Source organism: Pseudomonas fluorescens, from assembly GCF_902497995.1.
GTDB classification, from domain to species: Bacteria; Pseudomonadota; Gammaproteobacteria; order Pseudomonadales; family Pseudomonadaceae; genus Aquipseudomonas; species Aquipseudomonas fluorescens_BK.
Genome location: NZ_CABVII010000002.1, coordinates 201,295 through 225,364, shown reverse-complemented (window position 1 = coordinate 225,364; position 24,070 = coordinate 201,295). Strand labels below are relative to the sequence as shown.

At 58.0% G+C, this 24,070-nt stretch carries 20 protein-coding genes and 1 pseudogene; 11 read left to right on the top strand and 10 right to left on the bottom strand.

Annotation, left to right across the window (positions count from 1 at the left end):
- Positions 1-39: 39 nt before the first annotated feature.
- Positions 40-5,289 (bottom strand): NEL-type E3 ubiquitin ligase domain-containing protein, encoded by a 5,250-nt coding sequence (locus tag F8N80_RS02965; RefSeq protein ID WP_150783183.1) that lies wholly within the window; start codon positions 5,287-5,289, stop codon positions 40-42.
- A 251-nt stretch (positions 5,290-5,540) separates the two neighbouring features.
- Between F8N80_RS02965 and F8N80_RS02960 the strand changes: the two genes are divergently transcribed.
- Positions 5,541-6,665: a sensor histidine kinase gene (locus tag F8N80_RS02960; protein ID WP_150743966.1), complete on the top strand. Its 1,125-nt coding sequence runs from the start codon at positions 5,541-5,543 to the stop codon at positions 6,663-6,665.
- 18 nt (positions 6,666-6,683) lie between these two features.
- On the opposite strand, the gene F8N80_RS02955 is transcribed toward F8N80_RS02960, so the two are convergent.
- Together F8N80_RS02955 and F8N80_RS02950 are read right to left on the bottom strand one after the other, a co-directional pair.
- On the bottom strand, positions 6,684-6,989 hold the full coding sequence (locus tag F8N80_RS02955) for a chaperone modulator CbpM (protein ID WP_150743965.1): 306 nt from the start codon (positions 6,987-6,989) through the stop codon (positions 6,684-6,686).
- A gap of 23 nt (positions 6,990-7,012) precedes the next feature.
- Positions 7,013-7,960: a DnaJ C-terminal domain-containing protein gene (locus tag F8N80_RS02950; protein ID WP_150743964.1), complete on the bottom strand. Its 948-nt coding sequence runs from the start codon at positions 7,958-7,960 to the stop codon at positions 7,013-7,015.
- Between the two features lie 298 nt (positions 7,961-8,258).
- Here F8N80_RS02950 and F8N80_RS02945 point away from each other — a divergent pair, with 298 nt between their 5' ends.
- Complete coding sequence (locus tag F8N80_RS02945; RefSeq protein ID WP_150743963.1) at positions 8,259-9,533, top strand: Hsp70 family protein; 1,275 nt, start codon at positions 8,259-8,261, stop codon at positions 9,531-9,533.
- A gap of 136 nt (positions 9,534-9,669) precedes the next feature.
- On the opposite strand, the gene F8N80_RS02940 is transcribed toward F8N80_RS02945, so the two are convergent.
- Both F8N80_RS02940 and F8N80_RS02935 read right to left on the bottom strand, forming a co-directional pair.
- Positions 9,670-10,683 (bottom strand): AI-2E family transporter, encoded by a 1,014-nt coding sequence (locus tag F8N80_RS02940; RefSeq protein WP_150743962.1) that lies wholly within the window; start codon positions 10,681-10,683, stop codon positions 9,670-9,672.
- Positions 10,684-10,759: 76 nt separating this feature from the next.
- Positions 10,760-11,065, bottom strand: a complete 306-nt coding sequence (locus tag F8N80_RS02935) for a PsiF family protein (RefSeq protein ID WP_150743961.1) — start codon at positions 11,063-11,065, stop codon at positions 10,760-10,762.
- 211 nt (positions 11,066-11,276) lie between these two features.
- Here F8N80_RS02935 and F8N80_RS02930 point away from each other — a divergent pair, with 211 nt between their 5' ends.
- Entirely contained in the window at positions 11,277-12,164 is an 888-nt protein-coding gene (locus tag F8N80_RS02930) for a DMT family transporter (RefSeq protein WP_150743960.1), read from the top strand.
- 130 nt (positions 12,165-12,294) lie between these two features.
- Here the strand turns inward: F8N80_RS02930 and F8N80_RS02925 are convergent, their stop codons facing one another.
- Positions 12,295-13,185, bottom strand: a complete 891-nt coding sequence (locus F8N80_RS02925; RefSeq protein ID WP_150743959.1) for an esterase/lipase family protein — start codon at positions 13,183-13,185, stop codon at positions 12,295-12,297.
- Positions 13,186-13,242: 57 nt separating this feature from the next.
- Between F8N80_RS02925 and F8N80_RS02920 the strand changes: the two are divergent.
- Positions 13,243-13,512, top strand: a pseudogene (locus tag F8N80_RS02920) (ferritin-like domain-containing protein).
- Between the two features lie 116 nt (positions 13,513-13,628).
- On the opposite strand, the gene F8N80_RS02915 reads toward F8N80_RS02920, so the two are convergent.
- From F8N80_RS02915 to F8N80_RS02905, 3 genes are all read right to left on the bottom strand, one after another.
- On the bottom strand, positions 13,629-14,333 hold the full coding sequence (locus tag F8N80_RS02915; RefSeq protein WP_150783182.1) for a hypothetical protein: 705 nt from the start codon (positions 14,331-14,333) through the stop codon (positions 13,629-13,631).
- 65 nt (positions 14,334-14,398) lie between these two features.
- On the bottom strand, positions 14,399-15,181 hold the full coding sequence (locus F8N80_RS02910) for a hypothetical protein (RefSeq protein WP_150783181.1): 783 nt from the start codon (positions 15,179-15,181) through the stop codon (positions 14,399-14,401).
- Positions 15,182-15,436: 255 nt separating this feature from the next.
- The gene (locus F8N80_RS02905; RefSeq protein ID WP_150743956.1) at positions 15,437-17,506 is read right to left on the bottom strand and encodes an AsmA family protein; all 2,070 of its coding nucleotides are present in this window, start codon (positions 17,504-17,506) and stop codon (positions 15,437-15,439) included.
- 388 nt (positions 17,507-17,894) lie between these two features.
- On the opposite strand from F8N80_RS02905, the gene F8N80_RS02900 reads away from it, so the two are divergent.
- The 7 genes from F8N80_RS02900 to F8N80_RS02870 all read left to right on the top strand — a co-directional run bounded on the left by F8N80_RS02900 (position 17,895) and on the right by F8N80_RS02870 (position 23,052).
- Positions 17,895-18,323: a hypothetical protein gene (locus tag F8N80_RS02900; RefSeq protein ID WP_150783180.1), complete on the top strand. Its 429-nt coding sequence runs from the start codon at positions 17,895-17,897 to the stop codon at positions 18,321-18,323.
- A 173-nt stretch (positions 18,324-18,496) separates the two neighbouring features.
- The gene (locus tag F8N80_RS02895) at positions 18,497-19,129 is read left to right on the top strand and encodes a TetR family transcriptional regulator (RefSeq protein ID WP_150743954.1); all 633 of its coding nucleotides are present in this window, start codon (positions 18,497-18,499) and stop codon (positions 19,127-19,129) included.
- Between the two features lie 195 nt (positions 19,130-19,324).
- Positions 19,325-19,825 (top strand): urease accessory protein UreE, encoded by a 501-nt coding sequence (gene ureE, locus F8N80_RS02890; protein ID WP_150743953.1) that lies wholly within the window; start codon positions 19,325-19,327, stop codon positions 19,823-19,825.
- Positions 19,822-20,496, top strand: coding sequence for an urease accessory protein UreF (locus F8N80_RS02885; protein ID WP_150743952.1), 675 nt, complete (start codon positions 19,822-19,824; stop codon positions 20,494-20,496). Before ureE ends, F8N80_RS02885 begins: the two co-directional genes overlap by 4 nt.
- A gap of 23 nt (positions 20,497-20,519) precedes the next feature.
- Entirely contained in the window at positions 20,520-21,134 is a 615-nt protein-coding gene (gene ureG / locus F8N80_RS02880; protein ID WP_150743951.1) for an urease accessory protein UreG, read from the top strand.
- A gap of 35 nt (positions 21,135-21,169) precedes the next feature.
- A complete protein-coding gene (locus F8N80_RS02875) occupies positions 21,170-21,742 on the top strand; it encodes a HupE/UreJ family protein (protein ID WP_150783179.1) in 573 nt (190 codons plus the stop codon).
- 182 nt (positions 21,743-21,924) lie between these two features.
- Complete coding sequence (locus tag F8N80_RS02870; RefSeq protein WP_150743949.1) at positions 21,925-23,052, top strand: AGE family epimerase/isomerase; 1,128 nt, start codon at positions 21,925-21,927, stop codon at positions 23,050-23,052.
- 134 nt (positions 23,053-23,186) lie between these two features.
- Here F8N80_RS02870 and F8N80_RS02865 read toward each other — a convergent pair whose 3' ends face one another.
- Positions 23,187-23,957 (bottom strand): SDR family oxidoreductase, encoded by a 771-nt coding sequence (locus F8N80_RS02865; protein WP_150743948.1) that lies wholly within the window; start codon positions 23,955-23,957, stop codon positions 23,187-23,189.
- Positions 23,958-24,070 lie beyond the last annotated feature (113 nt).

Below are 24,070 nucleotides of genomic sequence, written 5' to 3'. Positions count from 1 at the left end.
AGCGCAAAATCGCCCCCAGGCCTTGGATTCAACGACAGTTCACCGGTTATCCGACTGCACCGTAAAGGGAATTTCGACGCGTTGAAGCTTGGCGCTATCCATTGCTTCCCGGGTCAGTTTCTTCAGCAGGTCGCTCTTTTCGGTATCGATCAAAACAAGCTCCGAGCTGTACTCATCATCAGTCATCACCCGACCTGGAGCAACATCGTCCGGCTGTTTGCCAAGCAGTGTCGCGAGTGTCACGATCTTTTCGCGCAGTCCGGTACGCGCTGATGGATCGGTGGTTTGCGTCCATTGTGTTTGTGCGACTTGCAGGTCTAACACAGCGTCGATTCTGCGCCGGAAGCTGTTGAACGCTTTGCGGTTGACACCCTCACCCTGGATATACCTGCTCCAGAAATCCTGCTCGATAATTGAATCTCTCAGAAGATCTCCTTCCTCAAGCGCGAGTACCCGCTTGTAGGCGGCCTCTATCATCGGCAGCGTAACATCCGGCTCGTCAACCTTCATGCTGCGTGACTGCCAGGGCAAATCCAGGCGCTCGGCCAGCTTGGTGACATAGGCAAGATGAATTTCCACTGCATCGATTGACCTGACATAGTTCCCCTCCTCATCCATCTGAATGATCGGGTCGCCGTTGAGATCATACTCAGGAAATTTCCGGCCTTGCTCCAGCAGCTCCTTGACTCTCGCTTGGGCGATCTTGCCCAGTTCATCCAGACGGGACTTGCCTCTGGCCAGACTCACCAGCTCCGATTCGACCAAACCCTTGCTGACAAGGCCGTAGGCCTCATGAACCATTACCTCGATGCCCATGGCGTTAAAAACCTGCGCGCTGGAATCGACACAGGTGGAGGGCGCGAATGCATCCATGAAGAGCTTCTCACGCAGTTCGGCGCTTTCAGTCGCCGCTTCCAGCATTCGCCAGACCTTGCCGGCAAGCTCGGCTCTATATACGGGAGAAGCGTCCGCGGAACTGGCCAGTTTTTGGATTTCAGCAAAAAATGCCTCGGAGCCGAACTCGTCCGCCACCGCCCCCCAGAGATCACGTTTCAACGCCCGCAGTTGCGGAGTCGCTCGTTGCTCCGCCGGCAACGCCTCGATCCAGAAACTGCTGTCAGAGATTACCGAATTGGGGGATCGCCGGTCAGGATCGAGACCTACCGATTCAATATAGGTTCTAAGCGTTGTGAGATTTTCTGACGAAAGCCATTGCGGATCGCGATTGATCAGTGTTCGCGCCACTATTTCAGCCCGGACAGAGCCCGGGGCCACCACCGGCATCCGGGTAATGGGGTTATCGACCAGTCGCAAATCGAAATGCCGGGGTCGGGGCAGGGAAAAGGTCCCGGTAGGCCAGGTGGCGAGGCCGGTTTTCGATAAATTCACTATGTGCAAGTCAGGCATTCGGCTGATATCGGGCGGTAAGCCCAGGGGATTGTTTTCCATCCCGAGGATTTTTAACCGGGTCAGGTTCTTGATGTTTTCGACGGCTGGCCCGGTCAACCTGATCTGGTTGTTGCTCAAGTGCAATTCAATCAGATGCGGCATGTCGCTGATCGCTGCGGGAAGGCGGGTCAGCTGGTTACTGGAGAGATCCAGGGCACGAAGCTGGCGAAAATGTCCAAGAAATCCCTCGACCCTATTGCTGAATTGCGAACGAATCAATTCCAGCCGGGTGACATGATCGAAATTCGCTTCCAGCGCCGGCAAGCTGCGTAGCTGGTACTGCAACGAGGTATCGCTCAGATAAATTCTCTGGCCGCAATAATTGCCGTAGGCGTCATAGTCTTTTGGTCCGGTCCTTTGCCAGGCTTGCATGAGGGCTTTGGCGATTTTTATCCTCGCGCCCCACTCCCTGTTGTACTGCGGGCTGCCTCTTGCGCCAGAATACACGTTCGGCGCCCTCAACCACTCTTGCAGGCAGTTATTCAGTTCCTCGTACTCTCGCTCGAGCCGCGCCATGTTGCGCTCTGGCGAGCCGTCTTGAGCATCCAGGGCCGCAACGAACTCATCGATCTCTTCACGGGTAAACTCGGGGTAGAGCTTTTTGATCCGCGCCTCGATAAGCTGCTCCCATGCACTCTGACGGCTACCGCTCAAGGGGTAGCCGCGCCGACCGTCGGGCAACAGCGTCAGTGGCTTGAAGAACGGTTGACGCTGCGCCTGCATATTCAGGACCGAGCGCAGTTCATCACGCGCGAGTGCGTGTTGCTGGATCAGTGCCTCGAGATCGGCGCCCTGACTCACATGGGGCAAACCCAGGGATCTACGTTGAGCATCCGGCAAGGCGTGCTGAAGGGCGGCATACAAGTCAGCCCTTCCGTGTAAATGATTGTCGCTGGCGTCGCGTGCTTCGTACTGCCCATCCCCGCTGCGAACCAGCACTTTGCGCTCAAGGGCATCTTCGGGGCCGACGCTGGCTCGTATCGCTGCGGTGAAGGAGCCATCCCGGACCTCGATGCGCAAATTGCCTGGCGTGCCCAGTCGTTTTGCCAGCGTATGCAGGACCAGGCTTTCAGTGTCCGGCCCAGCCAGCGCCCCCAGGAAAAGCCCCTCATAAGCGCGCGACAAGCGCACCTCCTGCTGCGCCAGGCGAGCTTTTTGCGCCAACCGCAACGGTAGGCGCCGGGTGGTTTTCATCTGTCGCAGCTCGTCGGGCGTCGCATCATCCAACAGTTCGGTTGCGAGCCTGGTCGACACCGAGGAAAAGCTACGCTGGACCAGCTGAGTCCGGGAATTTCCCAGCCCCTCCCGCTCCTTGGACAAACTTTGGAATATCCGCACTCTGGCCCGATCCGCATGGTCGGCCAGTCGAGCCTGCAAGGTCTGGGCTCGCTGGTGCGGCGCAACAGGTTGGCCGACCAGACTTTTGATTTGCTGCTCGCTGAGGGAAGACAGCACACGCTCCGGCAATTGCCCCGCCATAAGCTCGGCTCGGCTGACCCTGATGACGTCCGAAGCCGGTGCGGCGATATCACCATATTGAACGGAGTTACCGCTAAAACCAGGGCCCTCGAACGCCTCTATCGCTTTGGTACGAGGCCATCCGGGGAGCTCGACCATCAAGGAAGCGGCATAACCGCAAAGGTCATTCTGCAGTTGCCCGCGACGAATCTGGGCCCCCACTTCGCCGGCATCGGCATAGGCTTGAAACCGCGTGATGGTGTCCGCCAGCAGTGGCGGCGTCGGCTCATTCTCGACGTGCATTCGACGCAGCGCGTCCTCATGTATGCCGCTGACCCTGAGCATGTGTTCGCGTTCACTCTCGGTGAAGGCATCCATCGAGGGTCCCAGACGCCTTAACACCGTGTGTTTCGACCACGCCAGGGGCGTGTCCATCTCGTGATTCCAGGCCCCGCTGCCGTTATGGTTCAACTCCGGTTGATAGGCGTCCTCCCTGGTAGGGTGCTGGATCCGGTATTTTGCGGAGTCCGGGTCCTTTTTCAACACGTAATGCTTGCCCTCCAGCGGCAAAATATCCTCACCGGCATATCGATGCAGTCCCAAATTGTCGGGTTTGGCGTTTGCTGGCAACTTGACGTTTCGCTCGTAGGGTTTGAGATCGGGCTTCCACAACCGCGTCTTGCCGCTGGGCAGGGTGACGGCCTTCAAGCCTTCGATAAATGGCGAAACCGTGTAGTGAAACACCGGCGCCAGTGCCGCCATCGTCGCCAGGTTGTCCAGCACATCGGTGATGTGCGCCCAGCCCGCTTCCTTGTCGCCCTGGCTCAACTCCCGCACTCCCTCGATGGTCTCGAATAACAACTGATCCGCGGTGACCAACAGCATGGCGGCGCCTACCGGCGGCACAAAGAACGCGGCGATACCGACGACAGACATGCCGATATTCAGGAAATTGGAGAGCCGACGTTCGCGGGTGATGGCATCCTCGGCGGCGGTGGAAACGGCAAGGACCTGCGCATCCTCACGCATTTGCCGACATCTCTGACCGAACATTTCAGTCCAGATGCCAGCCATGCCGACCCACTGGAAATTCAGCGACAGCTCGGCGTGCAGATCGATATTCTCCCGAGGGTCTCGCCGCCAGTGCCGATCCTCTATGGGACCGACCAGTCTTGAAACGGGACTCAGGTACTTCAGGTAACCGCGCACCTGGTCTTTCCAGTAAATGCCGGACGGCGCGTCCAGGACCTTCTGGGTAAACCGAAGAAAAAAACGGCCCCGGTCCTTTTCGCTGATGAACCGGCTGAAGAAGCGTTGATAGTCGGTGAGTGCGTCCTTGGCGCTATCGATTCTGCTGCCCGGTGGGCGGTACATCAGCTGATGAGTCAGTTGCTCTTCGAAGTCAGCGAACGAGGCGTATTTTTTAATCGCGTGCTCGGGATCGTCCGGAATATAGGCAATGACATAACTGCCGTCGTAACGATTGGCGTGGGTTGGAAAGAACACCGCACATTCGGCGATTTCGTACCCCATCAACCGAAGCGGACTGTAGCTGATCGTTCGTCGGCTGCTTTTATCCTTGACGGTGTTCTGCTCATTGATCAGCTCGACTAACATTTCGTAATGTGTGAGTTCGATATCACTTTTCAGGAGCGCTGCATAAGCGGCGGCCTTCATGGCGGTTTTTTTACTGTCGATGAACGTCTGGCTTAACGCCTGCTGATGTGCGGCATCCCCCTCATTAAGAAAATCATTGATGTATTTCTCATACTGACCGCCGATATCCAGGTTGCGGCAGATTGTCACGAACTGCGGTATCTTCAGGGCGAGATTCAGAACTTCAAATTGCCCCTGCACATCGGGTTCAGTAATAAATGAAGAGTCACTGTCAAAATAACCCTCCCCGGCCTCGACATTTTCGAAATTATGCAATGCAGCCTGCAGCAACGAAAAGGTTCTGCTGCGCACATCACCGGTGCTCACGCCGGTCGGAATACCGAAAAACTTGTAATCTATCGGATAATAAAGTCGCACCCAGGTTTTTTCTACATCCAGTTCAATACCCGTCTCAGCCAAAGCCTTGATCAACAGGGGCTTGGCATAAGTGGTGACACTTTCCAGGGCCGCAATCGTCTTGTCCCATTTATTTTGCGCATGACAGTCAGCTTCAATGAATGCCTTTAATACACTTCGCTGATCTGTCGAACTATTTTCATACCAGTGTGGAAGGGTGGGTTTAGTTGCCTTGAGTACCTTGCGCCGTAGCGGTGACGCCTGGATAAGGCATTCGGGAATCGTGCTTTTTATGAAATCGAAGTGACGGCCCTGCTCATGATCGCCAGGCTCATCAATTGTAATTTTTTCCATTAGAGGGTCAGACATTTCGCATAATCCGTATGCTATTCAATTGAGCTTTCAATTTACTCACTACCGGTCAAAAACAACAAATCAAAAATCCATCGAAATGCCTGAGCAAACCGCCATATCCATTCAATTAACCGTATAAAAAAATAACTGAATAACACCTTACAGCCACATCAGTGCCTCTTCATCGGCGTTTGCAGCACGGACACGACAAAGGCGCCAGGATGCGCCACACTCATTGGCTATCATTGCCATGCAGACGCCCAGCCATGCGTTTATCTGAATTCATCGTGCAGCACGTAGATCGCATCGTTGACGAATGGGAAAAGTTCGCCGAAGCCATCGGCGCCGACGATTCTCTGGACCGCACCACATTGCGCGATCACGCCAAGTCGATCCTGCTGGCCGCCTCAGCCGATATGCGCAAGGCACAGACCGTCAGCGAACAGGCGGCCAAAGCCAAAGGCCAAGGCCCGGAGAAAACCCCGAGCCTGGACCTGGCCGCGGCCTGTCATGGGGAGCTGCGTCACAACGTCGGGTTCGATCTGGTGCAAATGACGTCCGAGTTCCGCCATTTGCGTGCCTGCGTGATTCGTCTGTGGGTCGACAGCCTGGAATCACCGGACATGACGTATTTCCAGGACATGATCCGCTTCAACGAAGCCATCGACGAAGCCCTTGCCGAGTCCACCGCGGCCTATGCCGAACAGGTCAATCATTCGCGGGACATCTTTCTGGCGATCCTTGGCCATGACCTGCGTGCGCCGCTGCAAGCGGTGAGCATGTCCACCGAACTGCTGCTGCGCAAGGCGACGCTCGAAGGCAATGCGCTGACGTGCGCGATCAACATCAAGCGCGGCGCGCGGCATATGGCGGTGATGGTCGGCGATTTGCTGGAGCTGGTGCGCAGTCGCCTGGGCAAGAGCCTGCCGATCGAACCTGTCCCCATGGATCTGGCGGACGCCGCCCATGCCGCGATTGCCGAGGCCTGTGCCGGCAACCCGGAGTGCGACCCGACACTGAACATATCCGGTGACACCCGAGGCGTCTGGGATGCCGGGCGACTGGACCAACTCCTGCAAAACCTGATCGGCAATGCGTTGCAGCATGGTTTGAACAAGCGTGATGTGACCGTCACCCTCAGTGGCGAGCCAGACAGGGTTCGCCTCACGGTGCGCAACTACGGCACGCCGATTCCCGAGAATGCAATGGCCACCCTTTTCGATCCACTGGTGCGCAGTGCCGACGAAGAACTCGGCCAGCCCTCCACCAGCCTCGGTCTGGGTCTGTTTATCGTCAAGGAAGTGGTCGACGCCCACACCGGGACGATCGAGGTCAGCTCCAATGAGGCCGATGGCACGCTGTTTACCGTGGTGTTGCCCCGCCGGATCTGAAACAAGGGCTTTGTGGAGCTACTCGACCACCAACCGCCCCAACCGCTGCTTGAGCATCCGGTTCTCCGCCCTTAGCTGCTGGACCTCTTCAAGCAGGTCCAGCGCCAGGGCAACACCTTCCCACTCCAGCTCCAGGTCGTGCCGCAGCTTGGCGGCACGCTTGGCCAGGGCCAGTTCATAGTCGTTGAAACGCCAATCCTTGGGCTGCGTACCCTGAGGTTCGAGGATGCCGTGTTCGACGATTTCGATCACGTAGACGTCCGACAGGTCGGTCGCCTCGCAGAATTCGGCCAGGTCCAGGTGAACGGTCAGGGGGGTGCTCATGACGGGCTACTCCGTTTCTGGGATCAGAAGTGTTCTCTAGGGTTGAACGCGGCTTTCCCGGCCAGTTCCTGCCACAGCGCCTTGACCTCATCACTCGCCGTTTTCGGCATCACCGCCTTGAGCTGCACGAACAGGTAGCCGCGCTCGCCCGCCTTGTTCATCAGGCCGTGGCCCTTGGCGCGCATGCGCTGGCCGTTCTGGCTGCCGGCCGGGACCTTGAGGTTGATCCTGCCGGTCAGGGTCGGCACCGCCACTTCAGTGCCCAGCGCCAGCTCCCACGGTGCCAGTGGCAGCGTGATGATCAGGTTTTCGCCTTCCACGTCGTATTTCGGATGCGGCGCAAAACGGATGATCAGATACAAGTCGCCATTGGCGCCGCCACCGACACCCGGTGCACCCTGGCCCTTGAGGCGGATACGTTCGCCATCGGCCACGCCGGCCGGGATTTTCACGTTCAGGCTTTTACTGGTATTGCTGACATGCTGGCCCGCAGCGTTGTACTGCGGCACCTGGAAGGTGACCTTTTTCGACTCGCTCGAGAGAGTTTCTTCCAGAAAAACCGATAATTCCATTTCCACGTCTTGCCCTCGACGTCCGGTGCTGCGACGCGACTGTCCACCACTGAAACCAGGGCCACGGCCGCCGAAAATCGAACTGAAAAAGTCCGAAAAATCGCCCGTGTCCTGACCACCACCGAAACCGCCCGCGCCACGTCCCTGCCAACCCGGCGGGCCCTGGAACGGTTGGCCGTGCTGGCCGTATTTGCGCAAGTCGTCATATTCGGCGCGTTTGTCGGCGCTTTTCAGCGCCTCATAGGCTTCCGACGCGTCCTTGAACTTGGCCTCGGCGTCCTTTTCCTTGCTGACATCGGGGTGGTATTTGCGCGCCAGCTTGCGATAAGCCGCCTTGATCGTCTTATCGTCCGCGGTCGGTTCCACACCGAGAATCTTGTAATAGTCTTTGAAGTCCATCGAGGGAATCACCATCCGTTATCGATATCGCGCCACCTGCCAGAGCATGCACTTGATTTGCAGCACAGGATTTGACCGATCTCAAGGTTGTGACCGGGCAGCGCATCAGAAGTTTATCGGCAGCAGCGGGCGGTTCTTGCGACCGTCCTGTGGCTGCCAGGCCCAATGCAGACAAGTTTGGGGCAAAGGATAGTCTTTCAAGGCGCTAATAGCTGAGATTTAGCGGATAGTCGGCCTTCGAATCTGTGCCGCGGTGACATACACTGCGCGGCCGTTTTTTAACCGGAACCTGAAAGACATGAAAAACGCATCTCCAGCCCGTGCCTGTGGTATCGACTTCGGCACGTCCAACTCCACCGTCGGCTGGCTGCGCCCCGGCATGGAAACGCTGATCGCGCTGGAGGACGACAAGATCACCTTGCCGTCAGTGGTGTTCTTCAACATGGAAGAACGTCGCCCGGTGTACGGTCGGCTGGCGCTGCACGAGTACCTGGAAGGCTACGAAGGCCGGCTGATGCGCTCGCTCAAGAGCCTGCTGGGCTCCAAGCTGATCAAGCACGACACCAGCGTCCTCGGCACCGCGATGCCGTTCAAGGACCTGCTCGGGCTGTTCATCGGCCAATTGAAGAAGCGCGCAGAAACGGCCGCCGGTCGGGAGTTCGAGGAAGTGGTGCTGGGGCGTCCGGTGTTCTTCGTCGACGACGATGAGATGGCCGACCAGGAAGCGGAAAACACCTTGGTGGATGTGGCCCGCGCCATCGGTTTCAAGGACGTGTCGTTCCAGTACGAGCCGATTGCCGCAGCGTTCGACTATGAGTCGACCATTGAAAAGGAAGAGTTGGTACTGATCGTCGACATCGGTGGTGGTACCTCCGACTTCTCGCTGGTGCGCCTGTCGCCCGAGCGTCGTAACCACGACAACCGTCACGACGACATCCTCGCCACCGGCGGTGTGCACATCGGCGGGACCGATTTCGACAAGCAATTGAGCCTGCAGGGCCTGATGCCGCTGTTCGGCTACGGCAGTCGCATGAAGAGCGGCGCCTACATGCCCACCAGCCACCACATGAACCTGGCGACCTGGCACACCATCAACTCGGTGTACTCGCAGAAGTCGACGCGAGCCCTGGGCAGCATGCGTTACGACATCGAAGACACCGGCGGCATCGACCGTCTGTTCAAGCTGATCGACCAGCGCGCCGGGCATTGGCTGGCCATGGAAGTGGAAGAGACCAAGATCCAGCTGACCCACGCCGACAGCCGCCATGTGCCGCTGGACCGCATCGAGCCAGGACTGAGCGTGGAATTGAGCCGGGCACTGTTCGAATCAGCCATCGACAACCTGCTCGAGCGCGTGCGCAACAGCGTCACGCAGTTGCTCAACGATGCGAATGTGCGGGTCGATCAGGTGGATACGGTGTTCTTCACCGGTGGCTCGAGCGGGATTCCGGCGCTGCGCAACAGTGTTTCGGCGATGTTGCCGAATGCGCGGCATGTGGAAGGGAACATTTTTGGCAGCATCGGCAGCGGGTTGGCGATTGAAGCGATGAAGCGTTACGGCACGATGGATTGATCCGAAACCGAAGTGCGCCCTTCGCGGGCAAGCCCGCTCCCACATTAGACCGGATTTTCCAGATGGAATGCGGTCAAATGTGGGAGCGGGCTTGCTCGCGAAGGGGCCCGCTCAGGCAACACATATTCTTACCGGATCAAACCATCCCCACCTGCTTCAACTCGCTCTTCAGATACGCATAATAAATCGGCCCCGCCACCACCCCCGGCAGGCCGAACGCGGCCTCGAACACCAGCATTGCCAAGAGCAACTCCCACGACTTGGCACTGATCTGCCCGCCAACGATGCGCGCATTGAGAAAGTATTCGAGCTTGTGGATAACGATCAGGTAACCCAGCGCCGCCACCGCCACCCAGATCGATAGCGACAAACCGACAATGGTGATCAGGGTATTGGACATCAGGTTGCCGATCACCGGCAACAAGCCGAGCAGGAAGGTCAGCACGATCAGGGTCTTGGTCAGCGGCAGCTTGATGCCGAACATCGGCAGGACCACCGCCAGGAAAATCCCGGTGAAGAAGGTATTGAGCAGGGAAATCTTGATCTGGGCGAACACGATGTTACGAAACGCCTGGACCAGCAGGTGCAGACGATCGAACAGTGCGGCGGCCAGAGGCTTGCGCTTGGTCAAATCCGGCACCCGCTGCAAGGCAATGATCGCCCCCAGCACCATGCCGATCAGCAGCGTCACGAACATGTGCGCCGCGTCCTTGCCCACCAGTTGCAAGTCACTCAGGTGCTTGCTCATCCACTCGCCGATCGCCACGCGAAATTCGGCGGCACTGGCCGGCAGATAGGCGTCGATGAACGGCGGCAGTTGCCCGCGCGCCCGGTCGACCACGCCCATGAATTTGTCGAGGGAAGCGCCGGGGTTTTCCGCCTCGTGCAGCAGAAAGCTGATGGCGCCGGCAAAGATCAACGCCAGCACACTCACCACTAATGTGCCGAGCAATGCCACCGCCAGCCAGCGCGCACGCCGGCCTTCGATCAGCCGCTGCAATTGTGGGGTGAGCATGTTGACCAGTTCGAACACCAGCAGCCCGGCCAGCAGGCTGGGCAGCAGCCGCAACGGGATCACCAGCAGCAAACCACCAAAGATGATGACCCAACTGATTATCAGCAAGACTTGGCGTTGAGAAAACGTTGGCATACAGCCTCAAAACGAACGGCGTAAAAGGATTGGCAGTCTGCCAGCGTTCCGGTGACAGCACATCCCAACCGAATATTTATTTTTTCTTCAGACAGTCACTCATGAACGCCTTGCGCTCATCACCCTTGAGGGCTTTAGTCGCGGCATCGGCGTTGCAGGTTTTCATCTTTTCTTGCTGGGGAGTCATGGGTTTGGCGGCATCCGCTGCCGGCGCAGCTTTGAGGCAAGTACTCATGAAGGCCTTGCGCTCGTCGCCCTTGAGGCTTTTTGCGGTGGCGTCGGCGTTGCAGGTGGTCATCTTGTTCTGTTGCTCAGTGGCGGCGAAACCCTGGGCGCACATCAGTACACCGATCATCAACAAAGGGACATGCAACATCTTCATGGAGTTTTCTCCTTATTGCCGCAACGAGGGGCGCGGCCTCGTTCTGCAGTGTAGACAACACTTGTTACACCTTCATCGGCTCTCCAAATGGCTGCGTCGATACTGCTCCGGTGTGCGTCCGGCCTGGCGTTGAAACATTTGTCCGGATCGCCGTATAGGCTTGCATCCAGACAGGCGATAATCACGCCTCATCAATATTCTGGTTTTTCCAATGCAATACGCTTATCCCCTGCTGGCCATTTTCATTTGGGCCGGCAACACCGTGATCACCAAAATGTCGGCTGGAGCGATTTACCCCGCCGAGATTGGCTTCTACCGCTGGCTGCTGGCCGGGATCCTGTTCACGCCATTCATGCTTAAACCGGTGATCACCCATTGGCCGGCGATCCGTCCAAACCTGGGCAAAATCTTCATCCTCGGCGTGCTGGGCATGGCGGTCTATCAGAGCCTGGCGTACTTCGCCGCGAGCATGACCTCGGCCACCAACATGGGGATCATCCTGTCGCTAATGCCTCTGATGTCGCTGGCCATGGCGATCATCAGCCTCGGCCAGCGCCTGACCGCGGGTGCGTTGGCCGGTGCCGTACTGTCGTTTGCGGGGGTTTTGGTGGTGGTGTCGTCCGGCAGCCTCAGCGCATTGCTCGAGCACGGGGTCAACCTGGGCGACGCGATGATGCTGATCGCCACCCTGGCCTATGCGGTCTACAGCACCCTGCTGAAAAAGTGGCAATTGCGCTTGCCGCCGCTGGTGTTGCTGTATTTGCAGGTACTGGTGGCAGTGCTTGTGTTGTTTCCGCTGTTCCTCGCCTCGCCGAAAATCGGTCTGACTCTGCAGAACATTCCGCTGGTGTTATACGCCTGCCTGCTCGCCTCGATGATTGCGCCACTGGCGTGGATGCAGGCCGTGGTGCGCCTTGGGCCGAGCCGGACCACGCTGTTTTTCAACCTGCTGCCGTTGATTACGGCGCTGATTGCGGCGGTGGTGCTGCACGAGCAATTGGCGATGTATCACCTGGTGGGCGGGTTACTGACCTTGGGTGGGGTGATTGTTTCGGAGCGCTGGACCACCGTGTTGGGCCGTAGGCCTTGCGCCGCCTGACCTGACGTCATTCGCGAGCAGGCTCGCACATTGGTCTCGGTTGCCCACAGATTTTGTATTCGCCATACATTGCCTGTGGGAGCCGGCTCCGGGCGGCGTTCCGACGAAGAACGATGACTCGGTCGACCTGCTAAACCCCGGCCGCTTTCAACCGCGCCGCATGCTCGACAAACAACCGTACCGGCTGCGCACCCTTTCCGACCAGTCCCAGCGACTGATTGACGATATCAAAGTGATCCAACGGGTATTCATCACCAATCACTGTCCCGAGATGCGAGCTGTAACGCCCGACCATCCCGTCGCAATGCCCGACTTCGCGCACGAAGGTCCTGGCAAACAAGCGGCAACTTCGATTGGTCCCGTCAAACAGATTGCGTCCGCTATCGGTCTTGCCCGGCTGCAAGGTCCCGGACCAGGAGTAATAACGCACGCCGTTGACCTCTTCAGGCCCCTGCCCGCCCCAAGTCAGCGGCAACCCCTGTGGATAACGTTGATTGAACAGCGCCACGCCTTCAGTGGTCAGCGACTGATGCGAGGCCGGGATATCCACGGGCAGCTTCGGCCCGCGGTAGCCGGTTTCCAGCAGGCTCATCAACGCACCGATCAGTCGCAGCAAAACGGCGAGCAGGCGACCCTTGGCGCTGTCTGCCGGGTAATGCTTGTGCAGGTAATCCGCCAGCTCCGAACCGTGATTGGGCCCCGCCACCGACGTGACCGAGGCGACCCGATCGGGGCGTTTGGCGGCGGCATAACGGGCGGTGAGCGAGCCCTGGCTATGGCCGATCAGGTTGACTTTCTCGGCCCCGGTTTCCCGCACAATCTCCTCGATCCGCGCCAGCAGTTGTTCACCGCGCACCTCGGTTGAGTTGAGCGGCGAGACCTGCACCGCAATCACCGTTGCCCCCTCCCGCCGCAGCGCCGAAACAATCCCGTACCAGTATGGATAGAGCAGCAGACGGATAAACCCGAGCATTCCCGGAACCAGGACCAACGGATAGCGCGTGGCAGCACCTTGCGACATGGGCAAACATCCCTGTGATCGGTGAGATGACGCAAGGCGCGATCCAATACATCCGCCCTGCTTCGATTTTTGCTCGAAAACGACGCAGTGACCGAAAGCTACAGCGCCGACCGCGAAGAAATGCTACGCCTGCTCAACGAATCGCTGGCCACCGAGCTGGTCTGCGTGTTGCGCTACGAACGCCGAGCGTATCGCCATCGACAGATACCGCGAAATCATTCAGTACATTGGCGAACAAGACCCTACGACCCGGCGCATCCTTGAGAATATTCTGGCTCAGGAAAAGAGCATGCGGATAATATGGTGGATATTTTGAAAAAATTATAGTTTTCGGTGAGGCCTTTTCGCCTTGAAAAAGCGCGAACAGGCCTTTGGAACAATCCAGCACTATGGACTTCCCAAGATGATAATCATGCCCCGCACCACAACGATGACGTACGAGTTCAACTACTGCAATGGGCATCGCATTCAGGAGTGAGATCAAGAACTAGCGGAGCCGTAACTTCGGGAAGACTGGCAAGAATTTTCTCTCGCATCCGGGCTCTTTCATAGCTTGCTTTATTCAGCACAAGCTTTGTGACTCCAATAATGACCTCACCCAAAACCAGCTCACTTTTAAACTCTTGGATGAACAGATTATTACTAACCGCTTGACCAGTCTTGAAGTAGACAAATCCAGTGTATAAAGCGGGGCCTCGCACCACTAAGCTGACTTGCAGAGCGATAGTCGAAACCGTAGAGGTTTGGCCCTCGCTTTGGTAGACTAGCGCATGCCCTCCAGCAGATGAGGCGATTACCTCTGCGGCAGAGTCTTGCTGAATACAGTACATCAGCCGCTCGTATTGTTTCGCCTGAGCCGAGTCAAAACCAAACCTGCCTTGAATAAGATGCTTTAACACAAAGGAAGAATTTTCGCCCGGTTCAAAACTGGAAAACCTGTGACTTCCAACTTCCCACTTCGACTTGCTCATCGCTTCGGCGTGATATTTATACCACTGTTGCGGCTGGGCAAACCTCTCAACATTCGAATCTGCATACAATCGTGCAAACAACAATGAATTAATTACTCCTTCTCTCCATACTTCAGCGAGACCAGCTGAAATGGAAGATAAATTTCCTGCCACTGATAAAGCGATGTCCTTATCCATACTACTATCCTTCTCGAACAGTTCAAAATCGGGAGGCTAACCGCTCATCCCGATTAGCAACAGAATTATTTCAATTTAACGCCTTTGAAAAAATCATCCGAATTCTCATCCAGAAGTTCAATAATCTGATCTCGCCTGCGCTCATGCTGGGCCATATTAAGCTCCATTACAGACGCCACTCGCTTCATTCTCACATTACTTAACTTCCATTTCCAAAACCAGGCACCACCTTGCGACGTTGAAAGCTCACAATCAAAGGCAACAAGCGTGGCTATTGCCGTACCTCCAGGCGTTTGCAAGCAGGGTATTAGCCTGAAATCTTTGTCCTTACCTTTTGAACTATTGTTATCGAAAAGTGTAAGAAGCTCCTCGTCGCTTTGAATTTTATCGAAGGCACCCTTCAACAAACTCGTGAGCGCTGGGGCATTCCTGCCGGCAGTTGCCTTGACGATATCCAGTACAATGGAATCCATTGTGACGGCTGTTTGCTTGCTCACCTGATCCTGGTATTTATGGTTAGTCAATGACCAGCCACAATGTTTCAGCGCTTCAGCGTACTTCCCATGCCACTCAATCGGTTTATTGTCCTTATCCGAATAGGTATCAGCGTAGCGTTCGGCAAAATGAATGCTGTCCGCCGCCGCTTGTTTTTTGTCTTCATCGATATTATCGGTAAAGCCGATTGCGGTCGGTACACTCTCGCCCAGCAGCAGGTCAGACTTAGCAGCCGCCAACTCATTTAATCCAGCGAAGGACCTGATGCCAGAAAATTTGGCAACTAAAGGCGAGAGTTGCGTGTCACCAAAAAAAGCTCGGCTTTCTGCGATGCTCGGTACTAAAATGTTCATATAAAACTCCAAATCCATATGGGGTATTTTGAGACCAGCCATCCGGCTGACAATGGCAATTTACCAGTCTGCATTTTACTTACCAAACTTCATGCGTGACACATTATTACCTGAACGCCAGGCCATAGATTAACGTCAAACAAACTTATGAACGAAGCCGTAACAAGGACTGATTCTATCGACGTTCGAAAATCCGCATATAGGCCCAAGACGCAGCCTGTCTGTTGCGAACAACAGACAGGCTACAGAGCCTGCTTACCCCTTGACTGTCTTCGGCACCTTGCCCGCCTTCATCTGCTCCAGCAACGGTGCGCACTGGTTAGGCTCGCCTCCACTCGGTGCTATCAATGCCAGCAGTCCCGCCGCTGGCGCGGCAATGACACCCAGCGCAACCATCCCGGCGCCACGCAGTAACAGCGGCACGGGTTTTACACCGGCATCGGGCTTGATGAACTTGCCCCGCACGTATAGCGGAGAACGCAACGAGATCAAACGCCAGCCCTTGGATTCCGGGGAGATGGTCAGGTCCAGTTGCTCAGTCGCCATATTCGCCGTGCCATCGATATAGATGATCGCGTTCTCGGTATCGAAGACGAACAGCCGAGTGGTTGCCAGGCCCGTCTTGATGTCGAAGTCGGCCGCCGCGCAGTTGATCTTCACTTCCTTGTCGCCAAAGATCTTGCCGACCACGTAGTTACCGACGTTCAGCCCTGCCAGCTCCATCAACTCGCGGCTGATGGCGCCATCGTTGATCAGCATCTTCAGGTTGCCGTTGGCGCTGCCCAGCAATTTGGCCACCGAGTTGCCACGCCCGGTGATGTCAGCGTCGCCATTGAGCTCACCGAAACTGGTTTTCATCGGTTCGAACGTCGGGAACAACTGCTTGAGCTTGAATCCACGAGCAGTGAGCTGCGCCCGGCCTTCCAACGGCTCGGTGTGACCGTTCAGGCGAATCTGCGCATCCAGCTTGCCACCCGCGATACCAAAGCGCAGCGGCTCCAGGCTGAGCACACCGTCAGTGAGTACCAGATGGGTATAGAGGTCGTTGAACGGCAGTCTTTCGCTGTGGACGATGCGCTTGCCGGTGAATTCGACGTCGGCATCCATGTCGCGCCAGCGCTCGGTCTTGAACTCCTCGACTGGCAACACTTTATCCGCCGGTTGCTTGCTCTCGCCGCCACGGGCTTTTTGCTTGGCGTTGGAGTCGGCGCCGATCAATGGCGCCAGGTCGGCAAACAGCAATTGATTGGACACCAGCGAACCACTGAGTTTCGGCCGTGGCTGGCTGGCGACGTAGGCCAGGCTGCCTTGGATGTCGCTCGCGCCGATTTTGCCGTTGAACGCCTCGTAGCGGAACACTGCGCCACCGGGCTCATGCAGCTTGGCGATCAAATGACCGTCGGTGGCATAGGGTGGCGTATCCGGCAGGGTCACGCCGGTCAATGGATACAGGTTACCGAGGCTGGTACCGGCCAGTTTCAGCTGTAAGTCCAGAGCACCCAGGTTCAGCGGATCGGTCAGGGTGCCGGCCAGCTCGACACTGGTGTCGGCAATCTTGACCCGGGCCTGGAGCGGAAACGGCCTCGCCACATCTTGCAAGGCCAGCAGGCCGCCAATCTTGCCGTCGCCTGCCAGTCTCTGGTTGTGGTATTGGCCTTTGACCTTCAGTGCGAACGCGTAATCCTGGGGCGCGGCGCCCTTCTCCTGCGCGGTTTTCGCCGCTTGTTCACCGACGATATCGCTGAACGGAATCGGTTTGCCCAGCGGGTCGATGATCAGGTCGAGCTGAGTCTTCAGGCTCTGATCGTCGAGGGTGACGTGGACCTTGTCGAAGCCGATCGCGCCAATATCCACCACCCAGTTCGAAGGTTTGGCGTCCGGATCCTTGGGATCGAACTTGAATGTCCAGTTGGCGCGACCATCAGCCAGACGTTGCAGGCCGGCATTGGGTTCGGTGAGGTCGATGCGCGGAATCACCACGCGTTGGGCCAGTAAGGCCAAGGGTGAAATGCGCAATTCGACGCGTTTGAGGGTGACCATCTGCGGCTGCTTCGACCAGTCCGGGTTGCCCAGGCTCAGGTCCTCGGCCACCACATGCGGCCAGGGCACCCAGGCCCGCCAGCCACCTTCGTCGGGTTCGCGCTGCCAGATGACCGCCAGGTTGCCATTGATGGCGAACGGGCGGTGCAGCTCTTCAGACACTTTGGCATTGAGTGGCGGTTTGATCCGGTTCCAATCGAAGAACGCGATGACCAGAATCAGTACGGCCAGCAGGACAACCAGGCTGGCGACCGTCCAGAGAAGAATTTTACGAGTGCGCGTCATTGCTCAGAGCTCCTGATACGACTGAGCGCCCTGACTGCGACGCACGTGTGAAACGTTAGGCCAGAACCGGCCTGCCATGAAATCTACGACTGAAAAATTGGCCGCAGGTTTAATAGAAAGACTGATGCGCACACAAATGGCTGCTCGCTCGCGGGCTTACCCACCTCTGCAGCGTTACCGTCCCCCGCACTTTCGTGCGGCGCAAGTGAGTCGAAAATACCCACATCTGTGCAAAACCGCCCTTCGGAAACACCCGTTCTAGAGCCTTTTCAGCGAACAATCAATTCCGTTGATTATTACCATTGCGTTTATGAACTTTTATATCGACTTATCGAGAGTAGCATTGCCCTCGTACCCACTTTATCGCCCTCCTACGGAGCACCCAATCATGAAACGCCAATTACTGCTTAGCCTTACCCTCTCAATGCTGGCCAGCACTGCTTTTGCCCTGCCGGCTGCTGACCAGGCGACTCCGCAAGTGAAATCCAGCCACTCGGTATTCAGCCAAACCGTCGCCGAAGGTGGCAATGATCGCCTGAAGGAAAAAGGCTTGATCACTCAAGATGGCTCGGACCGCACACCCCAAGGTCAAACCCTGGCCGCTGACGGTTCCGACCGCACCCCACAAGGCCAAACCCTGGCCGCTGACGGTTCCGACCGCACCCCACAAGGCCAAACCCTGGCCGCTGACGGTTCCGACCGCACCCCACAAGGCCAAACCCTGGCCGCTGACGGTTCCGACCGCACCCCACAAGGCCAAACCCTGGCTGAAGGTGGTGGTGATCGCGTCATCGAACGCAACAGCGCCTTGAGCTAAGCCCATGGCGGCCCCGAAAAAAAGCCCAATCCTCGGATTGGGCTTTTGACTTTATGGCGTTTCTCTTTATACGCGCCGTACTTCCCCGCAAGATCCCCCGATAGACGTTCGACGACGGCAAAGCCGATTTGCTAGAGTGCGTCGCTGTCCCTCTCCAGAAAAACACCCTTGCGATGCTGCCCCGCGCCGAACAGAAACAACAGACCCGCAATGCCCTGATGGACGCTGCCCGCTACTTGATGGAATGCGGCCGAGGATTCGGCAGCCTGAGCCTGCGCGAAGTGGCGAGGACCGCCGGCATCGTTCCTACCGGCTTCTATCGGCATTTCGCCGATATGGATGAACTGGGCCTGGTGCTGGTCAGCGAAGTCGGTCAGACCTTCCGCGAAACCATCCGCCTGGTGCGCCACAACGAGTTCGTCATGGGCGGCATCATCGACGCTTCTGTGCGAATCTTTCTCGACGTGGTCTCGGCCAACCGTTCGCAATTTCTGTTTCTGGCCCGCGAGCAATACGGTGGCTCGCTGCCGGTGCGCCTGGCCATCGGTCGTTTGCGCGAAGACATCAGCTCGGACCTGGCGGCTGATCTGTCGCTGATGCCGAAACTGCAACACCTCGATATCGCCGCTCTCGGTGTGATGGCCGATCTGATCGTCAAGAGCGTGTTTGCGACCTTGCCCGACATCATTGATCCGCCGGCGCAGGCGCTGCCCGAACATCTGACGCCGCAGGCGAAGATTACCCAGCAGCTGCGGTTCATCTTTATCGGGTTGAAGCATTGGCAAGGGCTCGGAAGTACCGAGTAGATCCGGCCGCGTACGGACGATCTTTTTGTGTGCGTCGCAAATTGGTGCGCCGCACTCGCTCTTGCACCAAATTAATTCAGCTTTCTGCTTCGCATCGATACGTCTTACAGACTTCGAGGCCTATTTCCTACACATCGCTCTATTGGCAAGCCCCTTGCTCTAGCCTGACCATTGTTCATTGCTGGAAGCCTTCCGATGCTGGTGATTCATCGCAGAATCGACTCTCAACCCGTCTGGGCCGCCGAATTGCACCTGACCTTCGAAGCCCGGAGCAAAAGCCGGTTGCGCTGTTTCAGTGCCGACGGTGAAGACGTCGGATTATTTTTGGAGCGCGGTCAACCGCCACTGTATGACGGCGAATGTCTGCAGGCCGAAGACGGTCGTATTGTGCTCGTCCGTGCCCGAGCCGAACAATTACTGCACGTCACCTGCGCCAATGCCTTCGAACTGACCCGCGCCGCCTATCACCTGGGAAACCGCCACGTGGCCCTGCAAGTCGGGGATGGCTGGCTGCGTCTGCTCGATGACTATGTGCTCAAGGCCATGCTCGAACAACTGGGGGCCAGGGTCGAGGACAGCGAAGCGCCGTTTCAGCCGGAGCACGGTGCCTACGGCGGTGGCCATCACCATTCACGCCATGGCGACGAAGATTTCAACTACCCACCGAAACTGCACCAGTTCGGCGTACGTTTATGAATCCAGCCTGGGCGCTGCTGCGTCTGGCCAGTCCGCAATTGCCGATTGGTGGCTACAGCTATTCCCAAGGCCTGGAAATGGCGGTGGATAACGGCCGTGTGAATAATCCCGACAGTGCGCGACGCTGGATCAGCGATCAATTGCTGCTGAACCTGGCACGCTTCGAAGCACCGCTGCTGCTCGCCCATTGCACGGCCGCGGCCGAGGAAAACTGGGCCGAACTGCTACAGCGTTGTGAGGAGCATCGCGCGAGCCGGGAAACCCGCGAGCTGCACCAGGAAAGCCGGCAAATGGGCTATTCCCTGCAGCAACTGCTCAATGGTTTGCCGGAACTGGATGCCTCGGCCCGCGCCTTCCTCGAACAACACCCGGAACCGCACCTGGCCCTCGGTTGGGCGCTGGCCGCTCGCGCGTGGCACATCAGTGCGCAGGACGCGCTGGCGGCATGGCTCTGGAGCTGGCTGGAAAACCAACTGGCCGTGTTGATGAAAACCCTGCCCCTGGGCCAGCAAGCCGCGCAACGCCTGACTAGCGAACTGTTGCCACTGCTGCAACAGGCCCAGCAAGACGCCACCCGAATCAACCCCGAACACTATGGCAGCGCCGCTTTCGGCCTGTCGCTGGCGTGCATGGCCCATGAGCGCCAGTACAGCCGTCTGTTCCGTTCCTAGGGCCTTTTAATTTGGAGAATCACATGAACACACAACCTCTGCGCGTCGGCATTGGCGGCCCGGTCGGTTCCGGTAAAACCGCACTGACCCTGGCCCTGTGCCTGGCCCTGCGCGACCGCTACAACCTCGCCGTCGTGACCAACGACATCTATACCCGCGAAGACGCCGACTTTCTGGTGCGTAACGAAGCCCTGGCGCCCGAGCGGATCATCGGTGTGGAAACCGGCGGCTGCCCGCACACGGCAATCCGCGAAGACGCCTCGATCAACCTCGAAGCCGTGGATCAACTGAACCGCCGCTTTCCGGGGCTCGACCTGATTCTGGTGGAGTCCGGTGGCGATAACCTCTCGGCGACGTTCAGCCCGGAACTGTCCGACTTGACCCTCTACGTAATCGACGTGTCGGCTGGCGACAAGCTACCGCGCAAGGGCGGGCCGGGGATCTGCAAATCAGATCTGCTGGTGATCAATAAGATCGATCTCGCGCCGCTGGTAGGAGCGTCGCTGGAAATGATGGATAGCGACACCAAACGCATGCGTAACGGCAAACCGTTTGTGTTCAGCAACCAGAAAACCGGCTTGGGACTGGAGGAAATCATCGCCTTCATCGAACGCCAGGGCCTGCTGACCGCGGTCTGACCTCGCTCAACTGTTATCAACAAGGAAGCTTATCCATGACACTTAAACGCATTCTGGGCGCCATGGCCCTGTTGCTTACCCCGGCCGTCGCCTTCGCCCACCCGGGTCATGGCGATAACGGTTTGATCGCTGGCATCAGTCATCCGATCGGCGGCCTCGATCACTTGCTGGCGATGGTTGCAGTCGGGCTGTGGGCTGCGCAGCAGAAAGGCGCCGCGCGGTGGGCGTTGCCGTGCACCTTCGTCGGCACCATGCTGATTGGCGGACTGTTGGGCTTTGAAGGGCTTGACCTGCCGGCGCTGGAAAGCGGGATTGCCGCATCGGTGCTGGCGCTGGGGCTGGCGGTAGCGCTGGCGGTACGGCCACCGCTGAGCCTGGCGGTTGGCGCTACAGCGTTGTTCGCGCTGTTCCATGGTGTGGCGCATGGGCTGGAGTTGCCGGACATGTCGAGTCCTTGGGCGTATGCGGCAGGATTTGTGGTGGCGACGGCGGCGTTGCATGCGGCGGGCTATGCGGTGGTTCGAGGGCTACCTCAAGCGGCCGCACCATTGATTCGGCTGGCGGGTGCGGGTTCGGCGGTGACGGGGGCCTGGTTGCTGACGGGCTGATATTTTTATCGACTGTGATGGCCTCTTCGCGAGCAAGCCCGCTCCCACAGTGGACCGGTGTACGCAGGACAATTGTGGGAGCGGGCTTGCCCGCGAAGGCGGTCTGACAGACACCGCATCGCTCGGGCCGACCTCTCTGCTAACATGTCGCGCAATCAACCCTGCCGTGACGACGCCAGCCAATGCCGCCAGTTTCCCGCTCCGCCTCCCAGCCTGAATTGACCGCTTTGTTTGCATCCGTGCAAGAGCATTTCCAGGACGTGATCGTGCCACTCTGGCTAGGCCCCGGCTGGAATGCCGACATGGCGTTGCCCTATGAGGCGCTGGATGCCGGGCATCAACCTCTGTCACCACAGCGCTACCGCGCCATGGCTTGTGCGCGGCAGTTGTATCTGTTCTCAAGCCTGATCGGCCAAGTGTCAGGCGCTGAAGAGCGCGCCGCGGCGTTGTTCCACTCCTTGCAGCAGCATTTTCACGATGCCGAACACGGTGGCTGGTTCTACAGCATCGACCCGCAGGGAGCGCCGCTGGATCAGCGCAAAGACCTCTACACCCACGCCTTCATCCTCTTCGCCTGCGCCCATTACTGGGACAAGGTTCGCGAACCGCAGGTTGAGTCGGTGCTCAACGCGGCACTGCAGGTGATTGCGCAGCGTTTCGCCACAGGTGACGGCCTGTACGAAGCCAGCCTGGATCGTGATTGGTCATCGCTGGACACCGGACCGCTGCAGAATCCTCTGATGCACCTGGCCGAAGCCTTCCTCGCCACGCTGTCTGTGCGCGAAGACCATGCAGTGCAAGGCGCGCTCGTCGATTTATGTACAGCCATGCACGAGCGTTTTATCGATCCGCAACACGATGTGTTGATGGAAAAACCGCTGGGGGCTGTGGATAACTGGTTTGAACCGGGGCATCAGTTCGAGTGGTATTTCCTGCTGGAGTCTTCGCCATTACTGCGCGGTTCGGCATTGCACACGTCACTGGAGCGCGCCTTCGCGTTCACCGAGCAACTGGGCGTCGATCAACAGACCGGCGCAGTACGGGCGATGCTCAATCTGGAGGGTCTTTCCAAGGATGCCACCCAACGCATCTGGGCTCAGGCTGAATACCTGCGCGCCCTGACCTTGCGCCCCGACAGCGAGAACGCGGTGCTACAGCAGTTACAGGCATTGCAGCAGCGCCATCTGCATGCAGGCGGCTGGTATGAGTGTCGGGATGAGCAGGGTGAAGTGAGTCGTCAGGACATGCCTTCGACTACGCCTTATCACCTGGCGACCTGCTATCGCGGGCTGGCCGACTATCTGCGTTGACCGGGAAATTGTCTTCGCGGGCAAGCCACGCTCCCACTGGGTTTGCGTCGTTCACATTATCGTGAACCGGCACAAAACCTGTGGGAGCGGCGGTGCGACGATTCGACTTGCTCGCGAATGGCCGTTACACGGTCTTACGCCTTGTCAGCATTACGCTCAATGGCAAACCCGCTCCAGGTCTGGCTCACCGGCATCAGCTCCAGGCTGTTGATGTTGATGTGCGCCGGGGCGTTGAGCACCCAAAAGATCGTATCGGCGATATCTTGCGGCTGGATCGGTTCGGCACCGGCGTAGGTTGCGTTGTAACGCTCCTGGTCACCGGCGAAACGCACCAGTGAGAACTCGCTCTCACACAGACCCGGCTCGATATTGCTGACCCGCACGCCGGTGCCTTGCAGGTCGCAGCGCAGGTTCAGGGAGAACTGTTTGACGAACGCCTTGCTCGCACCATACACGTGGCTGCCCGGGTACGGATAGTTGCCGGCAATAGAGCCGAGGTTGACGATGCCGGCACCGCGACCATGGGCGATCAGGCGCGGCAACAGCAGGCGAGTGCTGTACATCAAGCCTTTGATGTTGGTGTCGACCATGGTGTCCCAATCGTCGAGGTCGCACTTGGGCGCCGGGTCGACGCCCAAGGCCAGGCCGGCGTTGTTGATCAACCCGCGCAGTTTGGCGAACGAAGGCGGCAGCTTGGCTATCGCCTCCTCCATGGCCTTGCGATCACGCACGTCGAGCACCAGGCCATGGATCTCGGTCTGCTTCGACAGCTCGGCGCACAGGGCATTGAGGCGCTCTTCACGACGACCTGTCAGCACCAGTTTCCAGCCGGCGTCGGCAAAACGACGGGCACAGGCTTCACCAAAACCGGAGGTCGCGCCGGTAATAAACAGGGTGTTGGACATCGTGTTCTCCTTACTTCGGCCGACGGGCAGCCATTGGGATAGAAAATCAGCTGGCAGCATGCCCCGCCCGGCTCTCACCGGCAACCATTGCACGGTAGGAGGATCGCGATTCT